Source organism: Rickettsia endosymbiont of Cardiosporidium cionae (assembly GCF_015476335.1).
Lineage (GTDB): Bacteria > Pseudomonadota > Alphaproteobacteria > Rickettsiales > Rickettsiaceae > JADHZC01.
Window position 1 is genome coordinate 161,589 of sequence record NZ_JADAQY010000001.1, and the last position, 22,406, is coordinate 183,994.

Below are 22,406 nucleotides of genomic sequence, written 5' to 3' on the forward strand. Positions count from 1 at the left end.
GCTTAAATAAGCTAACTTAACAAATAATAAAAAGAAAAAAAATGCAGCTGCTCGCACAATAACAAAAAAATACTAAACTAAGGTAACGAAAAAGGTCTAATCATAAAAAAAAATCTTCCAGCAGCATTTCGTATTCATAATCCCAGTAAAAAGGGGAGAGAGAAGAGATAAATCATACAAACCACGTAGAAAAGAAGATATGCAAGTAATCCATTACAACCAATATAATAATAATATTCTACCCTATATTTGGTTGCTACTAATACATACCTAGCTTTTCCTTACTTTACCTTCTGTTACCAATAAAACGTAACAAATGTAGAAAAAGATTAATAAAATCTAAATACAAAGTCAATGCTCCAAGTATATGCAAATTACCGGATAACACGCCAGAAGAATTACTAGAGTAATGACTATAATACATAGACTTTAACTTTTGTGTATCCCATGCTGTAAGCCCTATAAAAACAGCAACTCCAATAAGAGAAACTGCAAAATCTAGCGCGCTGCTTTTCGCGAAAAAATTTATAATAGAAACTACTATAATTCCTATTAAACCCATAATAAAAAATGATCCAACATTTGTCAAATCTCTATTTGTAGAGTAACCATATATACTTGTAGCCCCAAACACTGAAGCAGCGATGAAAAAAGTTTTCACAATAGAATAACTATCATAAATCAATATCAGATTGGAACAAAAGATACCAATAGAACCTGCATATACCAAAAATAAAATATAGGCAGCTCTTGAAGACATAGAGCTAATACTGCTACCGAAAAAGATAGCTATTATTAGTGGTACTATAAAAAACATACTACCAAATACAGTTCTACCTACTATATCACCGCTAGAGCTAACAACATACAACATTGATCTCAAGGGTTCAACATTAACTGACAAAAAGGCCACTACAGCTGTTAGAACTAACGCCCCAGCCATATAGTTATATATCTTCAGCATATAATGCCTCAAGCCTAAATCATAGGCCTTTTTATCCTGAGTAAGTGTTTTTGTGTAATCTATCATATAATAACAAAATAAAATTAATTTTTACAAACTTAACAACCGAACTATATACGAGATCATACCAAAATGCAAAACACTTTAGCTGCTCTACGTATTACTATGTCTTTACGACAAATTGTCTCTGAATTATAACCTTAACTATTAGTAAATTCAAGATCAATTTAATAAATATTGTATTATTTATTAACTATAGAGGTAAATTTATATTATTTAAATATTATACTTACTATAAATGTCACACTTATTAATAATCTGTACAGACTGAATAAACTAATAGATGATCTATTAGTCTCAAAGCTATTAAATTTTAATTAGGATATTTTATATCTATAACTTTCACCAGTTTTTAAAATATTAAAGGCATTATTTTTGATATTATATTTAATTAGAGCTTTTGCCAAGTCTATTTCTGGTTCGAGATAATTTACAGAACTTAAAGGAAATGTATCATGATGCATTGCAAAAGATTGCTTAGATTTTAGATCTAAATGCGCTCTAACAGCATCATAGGGGTTCATATGCATATATTCGAACCAAAATGGTTTATAATCTCCTATTGGTAACAATGCTAGATCTATATCAAATATTTTACCTATGGATTTAAAATGCTCTGCATATCCTGTATCTCCTGCGTGAAACAGATTAATAGTTTTATGACATATCATGAAACTTCCCCAAAGAGTTTTGTTATGATCTAAAACACCTCTGCCTGAATGGTGCTGAGCTGGTAAGAAATATATCTTCAGACCATAAATTTTTATACATTGCCCCCAATCCATTTCTATAATATCATTAAAATTCAACTTATTCAGCCAATTTTTATTACCGAGTGGTACTATAATTTTTGGTGCAAATTTTCTAGTTATTATCCGCAGTGATTTAATATCAAGATGGTCATAATGATTATGAGTAATTAATATTAAATCTATTTTTGGCAATTCGTATATTGATAACCCAGGAGGCCTTTTGCGCTTAACACCTAATAAATTTTTTGGTCCTACAATGTTTGAAAATACAGGATCAATTAAAATTTTTTCATTATCTATTTCTATTAGAAAAGTCGAATGATTTATAAAAGTAATAACTGGAGTCAACTCATCAAGTTTCTTTAAAATTGGTGTTTTTGTATTAATAATATTCGGCCATTTAGGTTTTTTTTCCTTTAATAGAAATTTAATAATTTTAGAAAAATTAGATTTATTGCTCGAATCATTCTTTTCTATTGCAGAAATATTATAAAATCTTCTGTTAATATATCGACTAGCAAATTCTTGTTTGTTCATGATGAAGTGAAATCAAATATTAATTTTGATCTATTTTTATACAAATTACATATAATATATTAAGCATACTCACAAAGTATGATTAATTTTGCATTAAATATTTATCTGATTCATTAAAAATACAAAGTATTTTATCTCCAGATCTCAGACTAATTTTTTTATATATTTGTTCTATGATAATAAGACAATCATTTTCTGGATCTGTTTTAAAATTCACCATAGATTCTCTCAAATTTTCATCTACAGAAAAAATAGCAGGAATATTATTATTTAATTTACGAAATTGTAAATAAGTAAACTCTCCATCATCAAATATTTTTATAGGAGCTATTTCTCTATCGCCACTAATAAAATAAAGAAAATTTAAATTTTCAGGATTATCAGATTTTTTGATTATATTTTCGTGATGATGAAAATTCTGAATATTGTCATTCTCGGTACCTGGATATAGAAATTTTACACTAAATACCATATTAGGATCCCTAATCCCTATTGCATCTTCAGCATATAACTCAAAATAATATGTACGTTTATTGGTAATCAGAGTCATATTGGTAGTGGCATCTCTTTCTATAGGCTTAATAAATATCAAATTACCACTTGGTACAATTTGCCAAGCTGTAGTATCCCCCATAGATATATTAACTATAGATTCCTCTTTAGATAATTCTATATTTGCTTGATAATTGTAATATCCAACAAATTTAAATACATCATTAGGGTGATATACCAGTACCCTAATTCTATTATCATTAGTGGTAGGTCTAGATTCTTGTACAGCAGCTGTATTAACTACAGAAAAACAAAATATTAAAAATAATATAATATTGTAAATATTACTCATTATTATTAACTTTTATTAATTTTACTAAATATTTATTTACTACAAAACTGATATTATTTTTTATATCCTTAACCGCAGGATACTGATTTAATGTTATTTTATCGATGCTATAGTTTATTACAGCTTGCCAAGTGAAATATTCAATCATTTGGTTAGAATCATCTATTACCTTGGAATTAAAAATAACTACAGCATTATGTTCATCTTGATGAGATATAGATAAGACTTCAATTTTTTTATTCAGTGATTTATATCTTATACGAGGAGAAGAATTAGGATTAGAACTGCTAATATAGTTATAAAAATCTTCAAATACTTTTTTTGAAGAGCTGTTTTTGATTAATAACAACTGTTGATTTAACTGTGTATAATCGTAACTTTCTCTAGTGATTACATAATTTTTTATTATAAATTCTGTAATTTTAGTTATAATATCCTGACTACTAGCATTAATCTTATGAATTGTAGCGTTTTTCGCATTATAATGACTATCTATATTTACTGCGTATCTTTTTTGCGTTGTTAACTTAGGCATCATACCAATACTAATCACAATAGATAAATTGAAGATAAACAATATCAAAGCAACCACTACTAAAAACGCTTTGTGTTGTTTAATCACAAGATATCGGTTGATATAATATTTGTATATGTTACTAAAATACTCCCCAGATTCTATATTCTTTAAACTAATTTTCGACATCAAACAAGTGAGTTTTTACTTTACTATAAGTAAAATTATATCCTTGATTAGAATTATTTATAATTAATTTTTAAATATTTAGAATAAAAAATTTACTAAAATGATATATAAACAAGATCTTGTATAAATAAGCCAATTTAGCATGTATTAGAAATTAATAGAGAGTAATTCCTAATACACATGTTTCATGATCTAAGATAAAAAAACAAACTCTGTATAACAGAAAAGATGAAGAAAATAGAAAAAATCAATTAGAGCTAAACTACACAGAACGTAACACAGGCCAAGGCCACGTATAATCCATCAGCTGCCTGTATCAGGCTATACCAGCTAATTCTCTAAGTAAATAATCAAAAATCTTAATTACAATCTCTTACTATACTAGTTACAGCTCTACGATTATACATCCATGATGCTTCATCATTCCCTATAACTGCAGGTCTTTCTTTTCCATAAGAAACAGTATTAATTGTTATATTACTTAATCCATTATTAATTAAAAATACTTTAACAGCTTCTGCTCTTTTTTCACCTAACGCTATATTATATTCTCTAGTTCCTCTTTCATCGCAGTGCCCAGCTATAGAGATATTGTTAACGTTATTTTCTAATATCCACTTTATCTGTGATAATAATATCTTTTGCGCATCTTGACTTATATCAGAACTGTCAAAAGTAAAAAACACCCTATCTTCTACTTCCAGTGCAAAATCACCAAGACGAGATTTCTCTTCAACATATTCTTTATTACTATCTGAATTAATATCATAAGAATAACTTTCTAAACCAGTATTATTTTTATCTTCAATATTACCATTTTTGCAAGAAGCTAAAACAATAAACACGATAAATAAAAGAAATTTTTGAAACATAACACCCCACAAATAATTTAGTTATAAAATAATCAAAATCCATAATAACATCAGAAGCACCATAATACAAAGCAGAAGAAAGATATAAATTACCAATCAACAAGAAGCTGGCGCCAAATTTAGTTACTATTAATCACACCCCCACAAGTTTAACATAATAAGCTAAGTATAGTAAACATAATGTTCTACAAAATACTTTATAAAATTTAATAATTGTTATTCACAAACTTTATTACTACTGAAATAACAAATCCTGGTCTGTAAACAGATAAAATTCTGAACTACAACAAGACTTAATATACCTATTGATCTTTTTAGGAATGATACTCACGTGTGGAACAGTTTTTAATCCATGATTTTTATCATAGAAAAATTTATACAACTTTCCTGATGAAGATAAAATATTTACTGAAATATCACCATTAACATCTTTCCCAATAAAAGGCTTCAATAATTGAGCATCATCATTTTTTGTAGTTAATTTACCTATCCAAGTAATTTTACCAGTATCAGAATTCAAGGCTAGCAGTTTTTTCTCATTATCTAACAATAAAAATATAGTATTTTCACATAAACACATTGCACTGATTGCAGATATTTTTTTTTCCCATATAGCTTTACCAGTAATCAAATCAATCTTTAATACATGATGAGTACTAGTGGCTAAATAAGCATAACCCCCGTATAAAATAGGCTCAACCACTAATACTTTAGGTATATAATCAAATATTGCATTATCATCAAGTAATTTATTTATATGATAAATCCATTTTACTTCGCCATTATTCTGATCTAAATATAATATTTTACCAGAAGTTGTACTAGCCATGATATATCCATTTTTCACGACTGGTGCTACTATATTTTTGGTAAATAAATTTGTAATATAAGAATCTCTGTACGACCATTTTTCTTTCATATTCAACAAATCATATACTAAAATTTGATTATTTACCGTCTGTACTAACACTGAGTCTTTATCTAAAACAATAATTTTATGAAAAATAATATCCGGAAATTCAATTCTAATTATTTCATCACCAGTTTTTGCGTCAATGATTATCATATATCTTGATCCATTATTAACATATAATTTTCCATTATTATAAGTTAACTCACCTCTAATACAGAAGGGATCTATATAATTACCTGAAATTTTATATTGCCATATTTTATGCTTATCCTTTGCAGAATAAGCCATAATATAATTTTTATTATCCAACACGTAGATAACAGACTTTGCAATTATAGGGGTGGATACAATTTTATTACTTGATAATTTAATTTTATTAGATGTTTTAAAAATTGGTAGATCGGACTGGATATCACTAATTTTTAAGATAGCATCATCTTCGATATAAAATTGGTCCATAACAGTCAATTTATCTTTCACATTACTTTTACAAGATATAACGAAAAATAAACCAATACACCAAAGTAAAAAATTTCTCATCAACATAATAGACTAATTTAATTTATTTCTAAGTAATAAACTGATATTCAAGTTGGTAGTGATATAAATCTCTTACCATACAAAATTTGCAACTAAAGCATTGTATAATCAACATACAAAAGCTGCAAGATATTTAATATCTAACTTTCATTTTAATTTATTTAATTAAGAATTATGTAATTTAATTTACATTAGCTGTGCATATTAGTACAATTAAATAATTTGATCAATGTAGAAAATGCAGAGACTGTGATATAAATTGCTATTTATTTGATTAGCTATAATAATATTGGTTATCTAATATTTTCTTTATTTTGTTTGTAGCTAATTTTTGCCTATTAAACATAGAACAATTTTTGACTAAATATGTAATCAAAATATATAGTGAAATAATATTCATTTAAAATACATTATATAAAAATTTAATTTCAAGACAATCAATGATTAAACTAAAAATTGATTCTAAAGAATTATCTGTAGATGAAAATCTTACTATTATGCAGTTATGTATTAAACTAGGGATAGAAATACCACATTTTTGTTTTTATCCTAAACTTAACATAGCAGGCAATTGCAGAATGTGTTTAGTAGAGGTGAGTAATTCTCCTAAATTACTTCCTTCTTGTGCCACTCGAGTGATGCCAGGTACAGAAATATATACTAACACTGCAAGAGTACAAAAGGCACGCGAATCTATAATGGAATTTTTATTAATTAATCATCCTCTAGATTGCCCAATATGTGATCAAGGTGGCGAATGTGATTTACAAGATCAAGCATTTAAATATGGAAAAAGAGTTAGTCAATTCTACGAAAATAAAAGATCCGTTCAAGAAAAAGATCTTGGCCCACTAATCAGTACAAATATGACTAGATGTATACATTGTACAAGGTGTGTAAGATTTTTCAGAGAAATAGCTGGTATAGATGAAATAGGTATGATAAATCGTGGGGAACATGCTGAAATAGTTAATTATTTAGAAAAATCTTTGACATCAGAATTATCTGGCAATGTAATAGATCTTTGTCCGGTAGGTGCTTTAACATCAAAACCTTATGCTTATAAAGCAAGAAGTTGGGAATTAAAAAAAACTGAATCAATTGATGTTATGGATGCCTTAGGTTCAAATATCAGAATTGATTCAATAGGTAATGAAGTAATGCGTATTTTACCTAAAAAAAATGATGATATAAATGAAGATTGGATATCAGATAAAGCAAGATTTTCTTACGATGGATTAAAAATTCAAAGATTAGATACTCCATATATAAAACAACAAGGTAAATTATCTGCAGTGAGCTGGCCAGAGCTCTATAAATTTCTTACAAATAAGATGCTCAATCTAAAAACTAACGAAATTGCAGCAATAGCTGGTACTACAGTTTCTGTAGAAGCAATGTATCTACTTAAAAAATTGCTCAAATTACTCAATAGCTCTATGTATGATGCTAACCAATTTGGGTATAAATTAGACTCTACTAATAGAACAAATTATCTATTCAATACAAAAATTGTTAATATCGAAAAGGCTGATTTATGCATATTAATAGGCGCAAATCCAAGACATATCGCTCCTGTATTGAACGCACGTATAGGTAAAATGGTAAGAAATAATAAATTAAAGGTTGCTAGGATTGGTGAAAAAGATAATCAAACATACCCTATAATAGAATTAGGAAATAAAGTTACTATTTTGCATGAAATTTTATTGAAGAAACATAATTTTACTAAACAGATAGAAAGCGCGAAAAATGTCATGATTATTGTTGGTGATGCAGTATTAGTAAGAGATGATGGATTTGCTATCTTATCCATTATCCATGAAATAATTGAATCATTTAATATTGTATGTGATAATTGGAACGGGTTCAATATATTAAACAATCACGCATCTACAGTCGGAGCTCTAGATATAGGATTTCACTATGGTGATTTAGGTAATGGTAGTAAAAAAATAATAGAAAAAGCTAACAATGGAGAAATAAAAATATTATATTTATTAGCAGCAGATGAAATAGATTTAAGTAAACTATCTGATAGTACGCTAGTTGTTTATCAAGGACATCATGGAGATAAAGGGGCCTCTCATGCTGATGTAATATTACCATCTGCAGCTTATACAGAAGAAGATGGAATATTTGTCAATATAGAGGGAAGAGCACAATTTAGCTATACCGCTGTATTGCCTCCTAGAAATGCATTGCCAAACTGGTATATTCTAAATTCTCTAATAACAAAAATAAATCCAAATTTTCATATGGATAATAATTTACAAAAAATAAGAGAAGAGATAAAAAAAGATAATATGTTATTTGATCGCATGGATGAAGTTATTGATTCAAAATTTCAATTATTTAAATCTGAAGATATTTTAATAAATGAGGATATCAAAAAAATTGATTTGAATTATTATATGACTAACGTTATTAGCAAATTGTCTATGACGATGTCTAAATCTTCAAGAGCTGTAAATTCGAATTAGCAAATTAAAATATCTAAAAATATGTTGAAATTGATAGTACAAGATTATGCAGTTCCATTAATTTTAATATTGGGTAAGATTTTTTTAATAATCATACCTCTTTTATTAGTAGTAGCCTACCTTACATATGCAGAACGTAGAATTATAGGTCTGATGCAATTAAGAAAAGGACCAAATGTAGTTGGGCCTTTTGGATTATTACAACCTATAGCTGACGCTATAAAATTATTTACTAAAGAAACTATAATACCTAATAAATCTGATAAAATATTATTTATATTAGCTCCTATCATTACATTTGTTCTAAGTATTATAGGTTGGGCTGTTATACCATTTAGTGACAACTTTGTACTATCAAATATTAATGTAGGTATATTATATATATTTGCAGTATCCTCACTGGGAGTGTATGGTATAATTATTGCTGGATGGGCTAGTAATTCTAAATATGCATTTTTGGGTGCTATTAGATCTTCCGCTCAAATGATATCTTATGAGCTATCAATAGGTCTGATACTGGTTTCAGTTTTACTCACAGCTGGCACGTTGAATATTTCAGAAATTGTAGAGGTACAAAAGAATAGACCCATGTGGATAGACTTATTAATGATGCCGTTGGGTGTAGTGTTTTATATATCTATGTTAGCTGAGACTAATAGATTACCTTTTGATCTACCAGAAGCTGAAGCTGAATTAGTAGCTGGCTATAATGTAGAATATTCTTCAATGACATTTGCTTTATTCTTTTTAGGAGAATATGCTAATATGCTATTGGCTAGTGCTATAACATCTATATTATTTATGGGGGGCTACTTGCCGCCATTCGGGATAGAGTGTTTATATTTTATTCCTGGACCATTTTGGCTAATATTAAAAATTTCATTTCTATTGTTTATATTTTTATGGATTAGGGCATCGCTACCTAGATATAGATATGATCAGCTAATGAGAATAGGGTGGAAGAGCTTTTTACCATTCTCATTATTTTGGATGATATTAATAGCATCTTTGTTATTTTTTACTGATAATTTACCAAATTGATTAGTCATCACTGTTGGTGTATAAAATAAATACAGGGTTATTATGCAAAATAATCCTATAAATTAAATATGTAGGTGTATTTTGATAAAATATTTAAAATCTTTTTTTCTTATAGATATATTGACTGGGCTATGGCTGACTTTAAGATATTTATTTAAAAAGAAAGTTACGATTGATTATCCGCGTGAAAAAACTAAGGTTAGCCATAGATTTAAAGGAGAACACGCACTTAGGCGCTACCCTAATGGAGAAGAAAGATGTATAGCATGTAAATTATGTGAAGCAATTTGCCCGGCTCAAGCAATTATAATTGAGTCTGGCACATCCCCAGATGGGATTCGTCGTACCACTAGATATGATATAGATATGACTAAATGCATATACTGTGGTTTATGTCAGGAAGCCTGCCCTGTTGATGCAATAGTTGAAGGTCCTAATTTTGAATTTACAAAGGAAACTCATAAAGAGCTAATTTATGATAAAGAAAAACTCCTAAAAAATGGGGATATATGGGAAAAAGATATAGAACAAAGAATAAAATTTAACTATTAATAATAACTCTATGGACTATTCAATTTTACCTATAATATTTTTTTATATTTTTGCATTTTTAGTTATAAGTAGCAGTATTATGGTAGTAATAAGCGATAATTCTGTATATTCTATATTTTGGCTAATATTTACTTTCTGTAATGCTGCGGTATTACTAATATTAATAGGGGCTGAGTTTATAGCATTGATATTAATAATTGTTTATGTTGGAGCTATAGCTATATTGTTTTTATTTGTTGTAATGATGATGGATATAAAATTCACTAAAATTAAAAACAATGTTTTTGATAGTGATTATATGATATCCCTAGTTGTTTTGCTGTTTTTATTTATAGATTTACTGCTAATACTCAAACTAGGCTACCAATCAATTACTATTAAACAAGATTCAATATTCAGTATTGATACAAATCATAGCAATATATTCAATATCGCTAAATTTTTATACACAAATTTTCTTTTAGAATTTCAAACTATTGGTATAATACTTTTAGTTGCAATGATTTCTGTTATATATTTAACATATATCTCTAAATCATCCAGAGTACAAAATGTAAAGAATCAATTGTCAAGGACAAAAGAAAGTTCTATACAATATATTAACCCTAAACAATCTAGAGGAATCGATGATATTAAATATGATTAAACAAGAAATTACTCTTTATCATTATTTAATAATTGCAGCTATCATATTTGTAATAGGCATATCAGGATTGTTCTTTAACAGAAAAAATTTAATATCTGTTTTAGTATCGATAGAATTAATGTTGTTAGCTATAAATATAAATTTTGTTTCCTTTTCCATATATTTAGGCAATATTGTTGGGCAAATAGTTGCAATGGCGGTATTGGCTTTGGCTGCTGCAGAAATATCAGTTGGTCTTGCTATTATTGTAGTATATTTCCGTAATCGTCATTCTATAGATTTGAGAGATATTGATGAACTTCATGGATAATGTTAATTAAATATAGTATAAATAATTCTCTATGACTTTACCGTTGTTTATATTGTTTTCACCATTGCTATCAGCGATTATAAACGGATTCTTATATAGAAAATTACAAAGAGCTTATATATACACGATATCAGCTTTAGGAGTTGCTATCCCTGCCTTAGGGAGTATTATATTATTTATTGAGAATGGGATATACAAAAAAATCACCCATTTGGTAATTGCTAAATGGTTTTTCGTAGGGGAGTTATCAATAAATTGGGCTATATATATAGATGAGTTAACTGCAATTATGTTTTTACTAATCAATTCTGTATCATTTGTTGTACATATATATTCAATCGGGTATATGAAAAATGATAAATATTTAGGCAAATTCTTGTCTTTTTTATCACTTTTTACATTTTTTATGTTATTTTTGGTATGCGCTGATAATTTTTTACAATTATTTTTAGGTTGGGAGTCAGTAGGTTTATGCTCTTATCTATTGATAGGATATGATTTTTATAAAAAATCTTCTAATAAAGCATCTATTAAAGCATTTATAGTCAATAGAATTGCTGATTTTGCTTTTATAATAGCATTAATAATAATTTACATTTATTTTAGATCATTAGACTTTCAGTATATATTTAATAATGTAACTGAAATGCAAGGATCTTATATATATTTTTTATCCTATAAATTTTACCTATTAGATGTAATATGTTTATTACTCCTAATTGCATGTATGGGAAAATCTGCACAAATATTTATGCATGTGTGGCTACCTGATGCTATGGCAGGCCCAACACCTGTATCTGCCTTAATCCATGCTGCTACCATGGTAACTGCCGGAGTGTTTTTAATTGTTAAATCCTCTTACTTATTTGAATATTCAGAATTTGTACTATACATTACTAGTATAGTCGGTTCTATTACGTGTATATTTGGCGCTTTAGTTGCGATATTTCAAAATGATATTAAAAAAATAATAGCATATTCCACATGTAGTCAACTAGGATATATGTTTCTTGCTTGTGGAGCATCTGCATATCGTGCTGCAATTTTTCATCTAGTTTCACATGGTTTTTTTAAAGCATTACTATTTTTATCTGCTGGCAATGTTATACATGCCTGTCATGAACAAGATGTTCTTAAAATGGGGGGGCTAAGATCTAGTATGAATATTACTTATACAAATTTTGTCATTGCTTCATTATCCATTATGGGTATATTCCCCATGTCTGGTTTTTATTCAAAAGATATGATTTTAGAACATAGTTTTGTAGCAAATAATAATTTTGCAAAAATATCATTTATTATAGGTATCATTGCAGCAATATTTACTGCCATTTATTCTATGAAGATTATAATTTTAGTATTCCACGGTAAAACTAAAATGGATCCACAAAAATTCAATGATATATCAGAAGTACCAAAAATTATGAATTTACCATTGATTATGTTATTACTGGGATCATCATTATTTGGTATGATGTCATTTTACTTTTTAGGGATAGATAAACAATCAGGATATTTTTTAAACTCTATCTTTATTAAAAATGATCATCATCTTAAATTTGATGAAATAGATATTATAATCAAATCACTACCTTTAATTTCTGGTATAGTAGGCATGATTATAGGAATTTTATTATATAAGAACAATCTCAACATTACCCTAGCTAAAAGATTTCGCGTTTTATCATATATAATAGAAAATAAAATGTTCTTTGATGAATTATATCAGATATTGATTATTAAAACTGTTTACATTGTGAGTAAATTAATGCATAAAATTGATAAAGAATTAATAGATAGATTTGGACCAGGAGGCATACAATGCTTGACTTGTTACTTTAGTAAACTGGTTTCAAGAATTCAAACAGGTTATATATTTCATTATGTTTTTTATATTGTGTTTTCAATTTTGCTATTTATATCTTTATTAATATTAAAATATTTAGCAATAATCGATTTTTAGCTATTGGTTACAACATGACAGATTTACCAATTCTATCTATAACAATTCTAATACCTATTGTTAGTGCTGCTTATATTGGGGTATTCATATCACAGAGTAAATCTCGCAATAGAGAAACATACGCTATTTACGTAACGATACTTAGTAATATCCTTACATTAATAACCACCATATATTTATTGATTAAATTTGACTTTAAAGAAACCACTTATCAATTTGTTGAGAAATATACATGGATTAACTCTATAGGACTAGATTTTTATATAGGGATAGATGGGCTATCAATATTTTTTGTTTTTTTAACAGCTTTATTAACTTTAATATCAGTAGTATTCAGCTTATTTGTTTCCAGGCAGTATATAAAAGAATTTCTTTTATGCTTTTTAGTTTTAGAATCCTTTTGTATAGGAACTTTTGTATCTTTAAATTTATTATTATTTTATATTTTCTTTGAAATTCTCCTTATTCCTATGTATCTTATTATAGGAATCTGGGGAGGAGAAAACCGAGTATATGCTGCAAAAAAATTTTTTATATATAGCTTTTTTGGATCTATATTTTTACTATTCAGTATAATATGCCTCTACATTAAAACTAACAGCCTGAATATTCCTGAATTATACATTCTAGCACCTAATCTTTCAATACATCTACAAAGTGTTTTATGGTCTGCGATGTTTTTATCTTTTGCTATAAAGATCCCTATTTTTCCATTACACACATGGCTATCAGATGCTCATGTAGAGGCTCCAACAGAAGGCTCCATAATGTTGGCAGGTATCTTATTGAAAATAGGGGGCTATGCAATGATAAGAATATTATTACCCATATTTTTTAAGGTATCACTAGGTTTAGGCAATGTTTTATTATGGATTAGTGCCTTTACTATTGTATATGCTGCACTAATTGCTATTCATCAGAGTGATATGAAAAAGATGATTGCTTATTCTTCAATAGTACATATGGGATATGTAACAGGAGGTATATTTAGTTTTAATGAAAGAGCCATTACAGGGGCAATATTTCAAATGATTAGTCATACTATAATATCTGCATCATTATTTCTAATAATAGGTATTTTATATGTAAGGGGTGGCAGCAAGAAAATCACTGCATATGGAGGAGTAGCTAATAGCATGCCTGTATTGGCCACTTTATTTATGGTTGTAACACTAGCATCTATAGGGTTACCTGGTTTAAGCGGTTTTATAGGAGAATTTTTAATTATTTTAGGAATGTATGAAGAAAACAACATAGCAGCTATAGTATCCGCTATAGGTATAATACTAACTGCTATATATATGTTAAACTTATATAGAAAATTAATGCTGGCTACTGATAATCAACATCAATTTCCTGATTTATATCGGAATGAACAGTTTGCACTTATATCCTTAACTATACTAATTTTGTTAATTGGTATTTGTCCTAATATAATTTTAAAATTTATCAAAAATTCAGTGATAATATTATTAAACATGAATGAAATACTTTAATTAATGTTGATCACTTTAATTTTAAATTGTGTAATTTCATGATATATGAACAATTTTTGTGTATATTACCGGAAATATTGTTATTAATATTTGCGCTATCTGTACAAATCACTTCACTATTTTATCCAAAATATTCTAGAGCTATATTAAGCATTAGTATTCAACTACTAGCACTGATAGTAGTTTATATATGTTTTTTTTATAAATGCAGTTATGGAGTAATTTTTGAAGGCTCATTTTTAGTTACTTCTAATATTTTAACAATAAAATCTATAATATTATTTCTGCTTTTAATTACGATAATTTCATATTCAGAATTCACGAAAATTTCTGGAGATAACATAAAAATAGAGTATGTTACGTTATTGCTGCTTTCAAGCTTAGGAGTGATTATTAGTATTTCTGCCTATAACCTATTGCTATTATTTTGTGGTATTGAATTACAGGCCTTATCTGGATATGTATTAGCTTCTTCTAACATTAAAAAATTAAAATCCGTTGAGGCTGGCTTGAAATATTTTGTATTAGGGTCTTTTATGAGCTGTATAATGCTATTTGGTATATCATTTATATTTGGGTTCAGTAGTAGTATAAAATATGACGAGATATATCTTTGCTTAAATAGTAGTAAATCTATCAATATAGGGCTAGTTTTTGGTATAACATTGGTTTTAATATCAATTTTATTTAAGTTTTCTGCGGCTCCTTTTCATTTTTGGACACCAGATGTATATGAAGCATCACCAATAATTTCTGTAATATATTTTTCATCTATTACCAAACTTGGGTTACTGATTGTATTAATTAATTTTATAAATTTGCTAATAACTTCTCACATTGCAGACATAGTTATGGGATTTATTAAATTATCATCTATTTTTTCTATGCTGATAGGTTCATTAGGCGCAATACAACAAAGATCTATAAAAAGGGTAATAGCCTATAGTACAATCCTAAATATAGGATATATATTAATGGCTATCTCTTTAAATTCTGCTATAGCTCAAAAATTTGCATTAAATTATATAATAATATATATAATCAGTACTACTGCTTTATTCATTTGCTTAATCTCGGTACTAGGTAAAAATATTGAGGAAGCAACTTTTGATGATTTAAACAATATCTTTAAACAAAAAAAAGTTATATCATTATCTATACTAATAATAATATTTTCAATAGTAGGTATCCCGCCATTATCCGGTTTTTTTGTAAAATATTACATATTTTATAGTGCGCTTGCAGAAGGAGAAATTACCATTATAATTTTTGCTATTATTGCTAATATAATTTCTGTATATTTTTATCTAAAACTATTGTCAAACGTTTATTTTTTAAATACAGATAAAGAATTGCCATCCATGTCTCAAAGCAAAATATTTAATATCTTTATATTATGTTCCGTATTAATATTGTTATTTGCAGGATTTTGGGTTTCATTCAATATACATTGATTAATAGCTTCAATAATATTAACAACTTAAGATTAAATAGATTTTTATCAATACTGAATATTGTTGTTTTATTTAATATTTGTGTTATATATTAATTGGTATATGTATGAACATATCGCTCTTTGGTTATTGGCTGAATTGGTCTTAGCCTTAGTATTTCTATTTCTATAGAAATACTATACTATCTTCTGCATTTGCAAGGTTAGGGGTTTATTTTGATAAGATGTTATGTTGTATTCCAGCGTTTGTGTTGAATTTAATATATTTTTAAATTATTCCACAATAAAAATACAGAATTAATATATTATCTAACTAAGGTACAAGAATCTTAAATTGCTATTTTGAATATCACTAATAGATTTAAATAATAAAATAAAAATGAGTAATATCGGAAATATAGAAATATTAAGTACAGTAGAGAGTGTATCAAGAGATAAGGGCATACCCAAGGTACAACTAATTGAATCTATAGCTCAGGCTATTGAGGCAGCAGCCTATAAAAAATATGGAAATGAATATAATCTTAAGGCTCATATCAACCATAATACAGGAGAGATTAAATTGGTACGTTTACTAGAGATAGTAGAAAATATTAATGATACATGCAAACAAATTTCTCTTCAAGAATCTTTAATGAAAAATCCTAATTCTAAATTGGGAGATATTCTTACTGAAGAAATACCATTTTTTGATTTTGGCAGAACAGCAGCACAAGCTGCAAAAAATGTAATAACAGATAAAATTAAAGAGATAGAACGTATACGTCAATATGAAGATTTCAAGCATAGAAAAGGAGATATAGTAAACGGTATTGTTAAAAGAGTAGAATTTGGAAACATAATCGTGGACTTAGGAAGAGCAGAAGCAATATTAAAAAAAGCTCAACAAATCCCTGGAGAAAAATACAAAATTAATGATAAAATAAAGGCATATTTATATGATGTTAGTCTTGAATCTAGTGGATTCCAAATATTCTTATCTAGGACAGATAATGAATTCTTAGCAAAATTGCTTAAAATGGAAGTTACAGAAATTTATGACGGCGTTGTTGAAATAAAAGCTATATCGCGAGATCCTGGCTCAAAGGCAAAAATATCTGTATTTTCTAGAGATACTCATATAGATCCATTATCCTCATGTATAGGCATTAAAGGGAAAAGAATCAAATCTGTTATTAACGAACTAAATGGTGAAAAAATCGATATAGTCACTTGGGATAACGATCTAGCTCGTTATATCATAAATTCAATGAAACCAGCTGTGGTAACAAAAATCATATTTCATGAAGACAAAAAATATGCTGAAACAGTAGTAGCAAGCGATCAATTAAGTATAGCAATAGGGCGCCAGGGACAAAATGTTAGGCTTGCTTCAAAATTAACCGGTTGTGATATAGATGTAATCACTGAAGAAGCAGAATCGAAAAAATCCACTGAGGAATTCAAGGCATTGACTGATCTATTTGTTAATGAACTTAAAATAGATTCTACTATAGCTCAGCTTTTAATCTCCCAAGGATACAATAAAATTGATTACATAGCATGGGCATCAGATGATGACTTCCTATCGATTTCTGAATTATTTGATAAAGAATTGATAAATAAAATTAGATCAAAAGCTACCAATTGCTTAGAAATAAAGCATAATCAGATACTTGATACATTAGAAAAATTAGGAGTAGAACAAGAATTAATAGATGCATTACATGATATTGATCCAGAATATATTTTGAAAATCGCAGAATACGGTATTAAGAATATAGAGGATATTAGTACTATGACTGTGAAAGCATTCAGAGATATTATACCAAAAAAAGTGATGCATTATAATGAAATAAAAGAGTTAATTAACCGTGCAAAACAGCAAGTTAATTAAAGTTAAACAAAGAGATACAATAGCTGTGCTGTGTATTTTTTATACTAATATAATATTTATAATTGTTTAGTTGTGTTAATGGATAAGGATAAAAATTCTACTGAAGACCGAAAGAAACTTACTTTGGGTAGCCATAAATTATCTTTAAATAAGAAGAATATGCTTAGTTCTAGGCTGATTTCTTCAGATTCTAAAGATAAAATGGTGATAAAGATTGCTAAAAAAGTTCAGGAATCAAAAGATATAGATTTTTATAATAAAAACAAAATAACTGATATAGAAGCAGAAAAAAATGATCTAGGGGTTTTAGCACTGCATAGAGCACAGCTAGCTAAAAAAAATATTACATCCAGCGATGAAACCTCCAATAAAGATAAAAATATATTAGAACTAGATTATTTAAATAAGCATGAATCCACAATTTTAGGAAAAAAATCTATATTAATTACAGAAGATAGTAATAGTATAACTAAAACTGATATTGATACCCCTAAGGAGATAGATAATCAAAACTTACCTTCAAATGACAAAATACAGCACAATAAAGATATATCAGAACCACCTATAGAAGCTAGTGGTAAAACAGCAAAATCTCAAAAATTATTGGATAGTAATTCTTTAGCAGATGAATTAATAGTTCAGGATAAAATTAAAACTAAAACTAAGAAATTAAAAAAGTCTCATATCATTAATATGATTGACGAAGAATCTGGAGATTTAGTAGAAAAACCCAAATCTATATCTAAATATATCAGAAGAAAAGCAAAACTTCGTAATAAAAATCAAGTAAATCCTAATTATAAACCATCTAAAATATATCGAGAAGTTATAATACCAGAACAAATAACTGTTAGTGATCTTGCTGACAGAATGTCAGAATTATCAGCAGATTTAATAAAAGAATTATTAAAACTTGGAATCACAGCAGACAATAATTACGTATTAAATGCAGAGACTGCAGAATTAATAGTATTAACATTTAAACATAAACCTAAAATAGTTTTATCATCCGATATAGAAAATATTCTGATAGAAGAAAAGGATAATGAAAACGATCTTATACCAAGAGCCCCCATTGTTACAGTCATGGGGCATGTTGATCACGGAAAAACTTCTTTGTTAGATGCACTAAAATCTACTAATGTTGCCTCAAGTGAATCCGGTGGCATAACTCAGCATATAGGGGCATACACTGTAGAATTGGCTGATAATAAAGTTATTACTTTCATTGATACTCCAGGCCATGAAGCATTTACAGATATGAGATTAAAAGGCTCATTAGCTACAGATATAGTTGTTTTAGTAATAGCATCTGATGATACAGTACGCCCTCAAACTATTGAAGCTATAAATCATGCAAAATCTGCAAATGTACCAATAATTGTAGCTATCAATAAAATTGATAAAGATAATGCCAATATTGAACATATTAAAACTGAATTATTGAATTATGAAGTGATATCAGAAGACTATGGTGGAGATATTTTAATGATCCCTGTTTCTGCAATAAAACGTATAAATCTAGATAAACTGGAAGAAGCTATTTTAATGTTAGCAGAAATACAGGAATTAAAAGCTAACCCAAGTACAATTGCTTCAGGTGTGGTTATAGAATCCAGGATGGATGAAAAAACTGGTATCTCTAGTACATTAGTAGTACAAAGAGGAACTTTAAAAAAAGGAGATATAGTATTAGCTGGCCAAAGCTATGGACGTATTAAGAATATAAAAAACGATAAAAATACTGTAATAAAATCAGTTACTCCTTCTTTAGTATGTGAAGTTTTTGGATTAAATACTTTACCAGATGCAGGAGATAAATTTAATGTAGTAAAAACTGAAAAACAAGCACGTGATATAATTGCATATAGATCAAAGCAAAAAAATATTACTACACCTCCTGTGCACAAAATCGATAACTCTTCTGATATAAATCAATTATTTATACAAACAGCATTTAACAAGAAAGTAAAAATATTACCTATAATTCTAAAAGTAGATGTTAATGGTTCATTAAATGCAATGAAATATTGCATTAACAATATTAACACACCAGGGATAGAAATAAAAATTCTATATGCAAACGTTGGCCCTATTAATTCATCAGACATAACTTTTGCATCTGTATCAAAAGCTATAATAATAGGATTTAACGTTAAAACTAATACTGAAGCTCTAATGAAAGCAACACAGTATAATATAAAAATTGTTGATTCTCCTATCATCTACAGGCTAATAGATGAGTTGAAATCTGTGATAAGCGAAATGCTAGATCCTATAAAAAGTGAAAAATACTTAGGTAGAGCAAAAATTATAGAGGTATTCACAATTTCTAAAATTGGTAAAATTGCAGGAAGTTATATTATAGACGGAGTTATAAAGCTAAATTCTAAAATAAAAATTTTACATAACAACACAGTACTACATGAAGATACAATAATAGGACTAAAACATTTTAAAGAAGATGTAAAAGAAGTAAAATCTGGCATGGAATGCGGTATATTTCTAAAAAATACTCATGATTTTACAATAGGTGATATCATTGAAGCAGTAGAAGTAATTGAAACACGTGCAGTTATAGAATGATCTTTATAATATTTTATTACTAATATACAATATTTGTTTAATACCAATGACTGATCTATATAAGCAAGATAACAAGATTGTGAATAATATCAAATTTGCTATAGTTTATTGTATACAAAAGGGAAAGAAAATCGATCCTAGATTATACAATATGCCTATCACTATTACAGATATCAGCTTTACTAAAAAATCTAATACTGTACGATGCTATTTTATGGGATTTAACACAAAATTTTCAGACGATGAACTGTTAGAAGCGTTAAATAATTCAAAAAACCAAATCAGATTCACCGTAAGTAAATTACTGAAAACTAAGACTTTTCCTAGCATAATTTTTATACATGATAATAGATTTCAGAATTTGTTTAAAATTTCCTCGGTATTATCTAAATTGGAAGCAAACTCTTAAATCTTTCAAAATTACTAAATATACTTAACATATGTTATATAATTTGAACTATAGATTATCTTTACCTACAAATATACACTTCATTGTAATAAAATTATAGACATATCTTATATATAGGTACATAATATACCGTATATGCAAAGGAATTTGTAGTTTGTTTAACTAAATTTCACAGTTTTTGATTTTGTTGTGTATTACTAATAAACCCATAACAGGGTAGGGTGTTGTGCATGAAATTTATAGAATATATTAGTTAGTAAAAAATCCATAGAATATTAATAAATTTTAAATTCTTGTAGATAAGCAAATTGATTACTCTTTTATCTTTTAATATTAAAGACAAGACTGCTTTTATTAGAAAGAACGACATGTTCAAGATGTTACACCTAAATGATGCAGAAGATTATTTATCTAGGTTAAATCAATGTTTAGTAATAAAAATTTTCTATCGGTATTATAATAATATGAGATTAATATTTATTTAATATATATGAGTCATACTCCAGTATTACTAAATGAAATACTAAAATTTATGAATCCGCAAGATAACAAAAAATATCTAGACTGTACTTTTGGATCTGGTAGCTGCACTAAAGCGATATTACATTCTGCTCAGTGTAAAGTAACAGCAATAGATAGAGACCCGTATATCAATAAATACGTACAAAATATCCAATCAGAATTTAAAGAAAGATTTCACTTCATAAATGGTAATTTTGCTCACATTAAAGACTTGGTAGCAAATAACAAATTTGATGGTGTAGTAATAGATTTAGGTATGTCATCTATGCAAATAGATTCAAATAATAGAGGATTTTCATTTTCTAAAGATAGTTTTTTAGATATGAGAATGAGCAATCAAGGTAAAACTGCATTCGAATTTGTTAATAATGCTAAAGAAGAAGAATTAGCTAATATTATCTATCAATACGGAGAAGAGGTACAATCCAAAGCGATAGCTAAAAATATTGTTACAATGAGAAAAACGACTCCTATCAGAACTACACTAGAACTTGCAAAGATCATTAGGGATTCTATGCATTATACTAAAACTAAAATAAATCCTGTAACTAAAACTTTTCAAGCAATTAGAATCCATATAAATGATGAATTACTAAATTTAAAATTATGTTTAAATAATCTTAGTGATGTTCTTAATAGTGATAGTAAAATATTAATAATTTCATTTCATTCTCTAGAAGATAAAATAGTAAAAGATTTTTTTAAAGCAAATGCTATCCGGAATATTAAAAAGTATAACATTGATAATCCATCAGAATATGATTCTGGTAAATGGCTACAAATATTAACTAAAAAACCTATTATTGCTACAAAAAGTGAAGTATCTGCAAATATTAGGTCTAGATCTGCAAAATTAAGAGTTGCACAAACATTAAGTTAAAAAT

18 protein-coding genes are annotated in these 22,406 nt (G+C 27.5%); 12 read left to right on the plus strand and 6 right to left on the minus strand.

The window, feature by feature from the left end:
- Window positions 1-286 precede the first annotated feature (286 nt).
- The 6 genes from IHI24_RS00645 to IHI24_RS00670 all read right to left on the minus strand — a co-directional run bounded on the left by IHI24_RS00645 (window position 287) and on the right by IHI24_RS00670 (window position 6,185).
- Complete coding sequence (locus tag IHI24_RS00645; RefSeq protein ID WP_194966142.1) at window positions 287-1,030, minus strand: Bax inhibitor-1/YccA family protein; 744 nt, start codon at window positions 1,028-1,030, stop codon at window positions 287-289.
- A gap of 311 nt (window positions 1,031-1,341) precedes the next feature.
- On the minus strand, window positions 1,342-2,313 hold the full coding sequence (locus tag IHI24_RS00650; protein ID WP_194966143.1) for an MBL fold metallo-hydrolase: 972 nt from the start codon (window positions 2,311-2,313) through the stop codon (window positions 1,342-1,344).
- An 82-nt stretch (window positions 2,314-2,395) separates the two neighbouring features.
- Window positions 2,396-3,148, minus strand: coding sequence for a P-type conjugative transfer protein VirB9 (gene virB9, locus IHI24_RS00655; RefSeq protein WP_407690719.1), 753 nt, complete (start codon window positions 3,146-3,148; stop codon window positions 2,396-2,398).
- A gap of 1 nt (window position 3,149) precedes the next feature.
- Complete coding sequence (locus IHI24_RS00660) at window positions 3,150-3,860, minus strand: VirB8 family type IV secretion system protein (RefSeq protein WP_194966145.1); 711 nt, start codon at window positions 3,858-3,860, stop codon at window positions 3,150-3,152.
- A gap of 359 nt (window positions 3,861-4,219) precedes the next feature.
- Window positions 4,220-4,732, minus strand: a complete 513-nt coding sequence (pal, locus tag IHI24_RS00665; RefSeq protein WP_194966146.1) for a peptidoglycan-associated lipoprotein Pal — start codon at window positions 4,730-4,732, stop codon at window positions 4,220-4,222.
- A gap of 235 nt (window positions 4,733-4,967) precedes the next feature.
- Window positions 4,968-6,185: an outer membrane protein assembly factor BamB family protein gene (locus IHI24_RS00670; protein ID WP_194966147.1), complete on the minus strand. Its 1,218-nt coding sequence runs from the start codon at window positions 6,183-6,185 to the stop codon at window positions 4,968-4,970.
- Between the two features lie 440 nt (window positions 6,186-6,625).
- Between IHI24_RS00670 and nuoG the strand changes: the two genes are divergently transcribed.
- The 12 genes from nuoG (at window position 6,626) to rsmH (ending at window position 22,402) form a co-directional block, all read left to right on the plus strand.
- Window positions 6,626-8,668, plus strand: coding sequence for an NADH-quinone oxidoreductase subunit NuoG (gene nuoG / locus IHI24_RS00675; protein WP_194966148.1), 2,043 nt, complete (start codon window positions 6,626-6,628; stop codon window positions 8,666-8,668).
- Between the two features lie 21 nt (window positions 8,669-8,689).
- The gene (gene nuoH / locus IHI24_RS00680; protein ID WP_194966149.1) at window positions 8,690-9,709 is read left to right on the plus strand and encodes an NADH-quinone oxidoreductase subunit NuoH; all 1,020 of its coding nucleotides are present in this window, start codon (window positions 8,690-8,692) and stop codon (window positions 9,707-9,709) included.
- Between the two features lie 81 nt (window positions 9,710-9,790).
- Window positions 9,791-10,261, plus strand: coding sequence for an NADH-quinone oxidoreductase subunit NuoI (nuoI, locus tag IHI24_RS00685; RefSeq protein ID WP_194966150.1), 471 nt, complete (start codon window positions 9,791-9,793; stop codon window positions 10,259-10,261).
- 79 nt (window positions 10,262-10,340) lie between these two features.
- The gene (locus IHI24_RS00690; protein WP_228777132.1) at window positions 10,341-10,907 is read left to right on the plus strand and encodes an NADH-quinone oxidoreductase subunit J; all 567 of its coding nucleotides are present in this window, start codon (window positions 10,341-10,343) and stop codon (window positions 10,905-10,907) included.
- Window positions 10,888-11,217, plus strand: a complete 330-nt coding sequence (gene nuoK / locus IHI24_RS00695) for an NADH-quinone oxidoreductase subunit NuoK (protein ID WP_228777133.1) — start codon at window positions 10,888-10,890, stop codon at window positions 11,215-11,217. The genes IHI24_RS00690 and nuoK overlap by 20 nt, the downstream gene beginning before the upstream one ends.
- 31 nt (window positions 11,218-11,248) lie before the next feature.
- Complete coding sequence (gene nuoL / locus IHI24_RS00700; RefSeq protein ID WP_194966152.1) at window positions 11,249-13,180, plus strand: NADH-quinone oxidoreductase subunit L; 1,932 nt, start codon at window positions 11,249-11,251, stop codon at window positions 13,178-13,180.
- 14 nt (window positions 13,181-13,194) lie between these two features.
- Window positions 13,195-14,676, plus strand: a complete 1,482-nt coding sequence (locus IHI24_RS00705) for a complex I subunit 4 family protein (RefSeq protein ID WP_194966153.1) — start codon at window positions 13,195-13,197, stop codon at window positions 14,674-14,676.
- Between the two features lie 38 nt (window positions 14,677-14,714).
- Window positions 14,715-16,130 (plus strand): NADH-quinone oxidoreductase subunit N, encoded by a 1,416-nt coding sequence (locus tag IHI24_RS00710; protein ID WP_194966154.1) that lies wholly within the window; start codon window positions 14,715-14,717, stop codon window positions 16,128-16,130.
- A 378-nt stretch (window positions 16,131-16,508) separates the two neighbouring features.
- Window positions 16,509-18,005 (plus strand): transcription termination factor NusA, encoded by a 1,497-nt coding sequence (gene nusA, locus IHI24_RS00715; protein ID WP_194966155.1) that lies wholly within the window; start codon window positions 16,509-16,511, stop codon window positions 18,003-18,005.
- Between the two features lie 78 nt (window positions 18,006-18,083).
- A complete protein-coding gene (gene infB, locus IHI24_RS00720) occupies window positions 18,084-20,591 on the plus strand; it encodes a translation initiation factor IF-2 (RefSeq protein WP_194966156.1) in 2,508 nt (835 codons plus the stop codon).
- A 46-nt stretch (window positions 20,592-20,637) separates the two neighbouring features.
- Complete coding sequence (locus IHI24_RS00725) at window positions 20,638-21,000, plus strand: ribosome-binding factor A (RefSeq protein ID WP_194966157.1); 363 nt, start codon at window positions 20,638-20,640, stop codon at window positions 20,998-21,000.
- A gap of 484 nt (window positions 21,001-21,484) precedes the next feature.
- The gene (gene rsmH, locus IHI24_RS00730) at window positions 21,485-22,402 is read left to right on the plus strand and encodes a 16S rRNA (cytosine(1402)-N(4))-methyltransferase RsmH (RefSeq protein WP_194966252.1); all 918 of its coding nucleotides are present in this window, start codon (window positions 21,485-21,487) and stop codon (window positions 22,400-22,402) included.
- Window positions 22,403-22,406 lie beyond the last annotated feature (4 nt).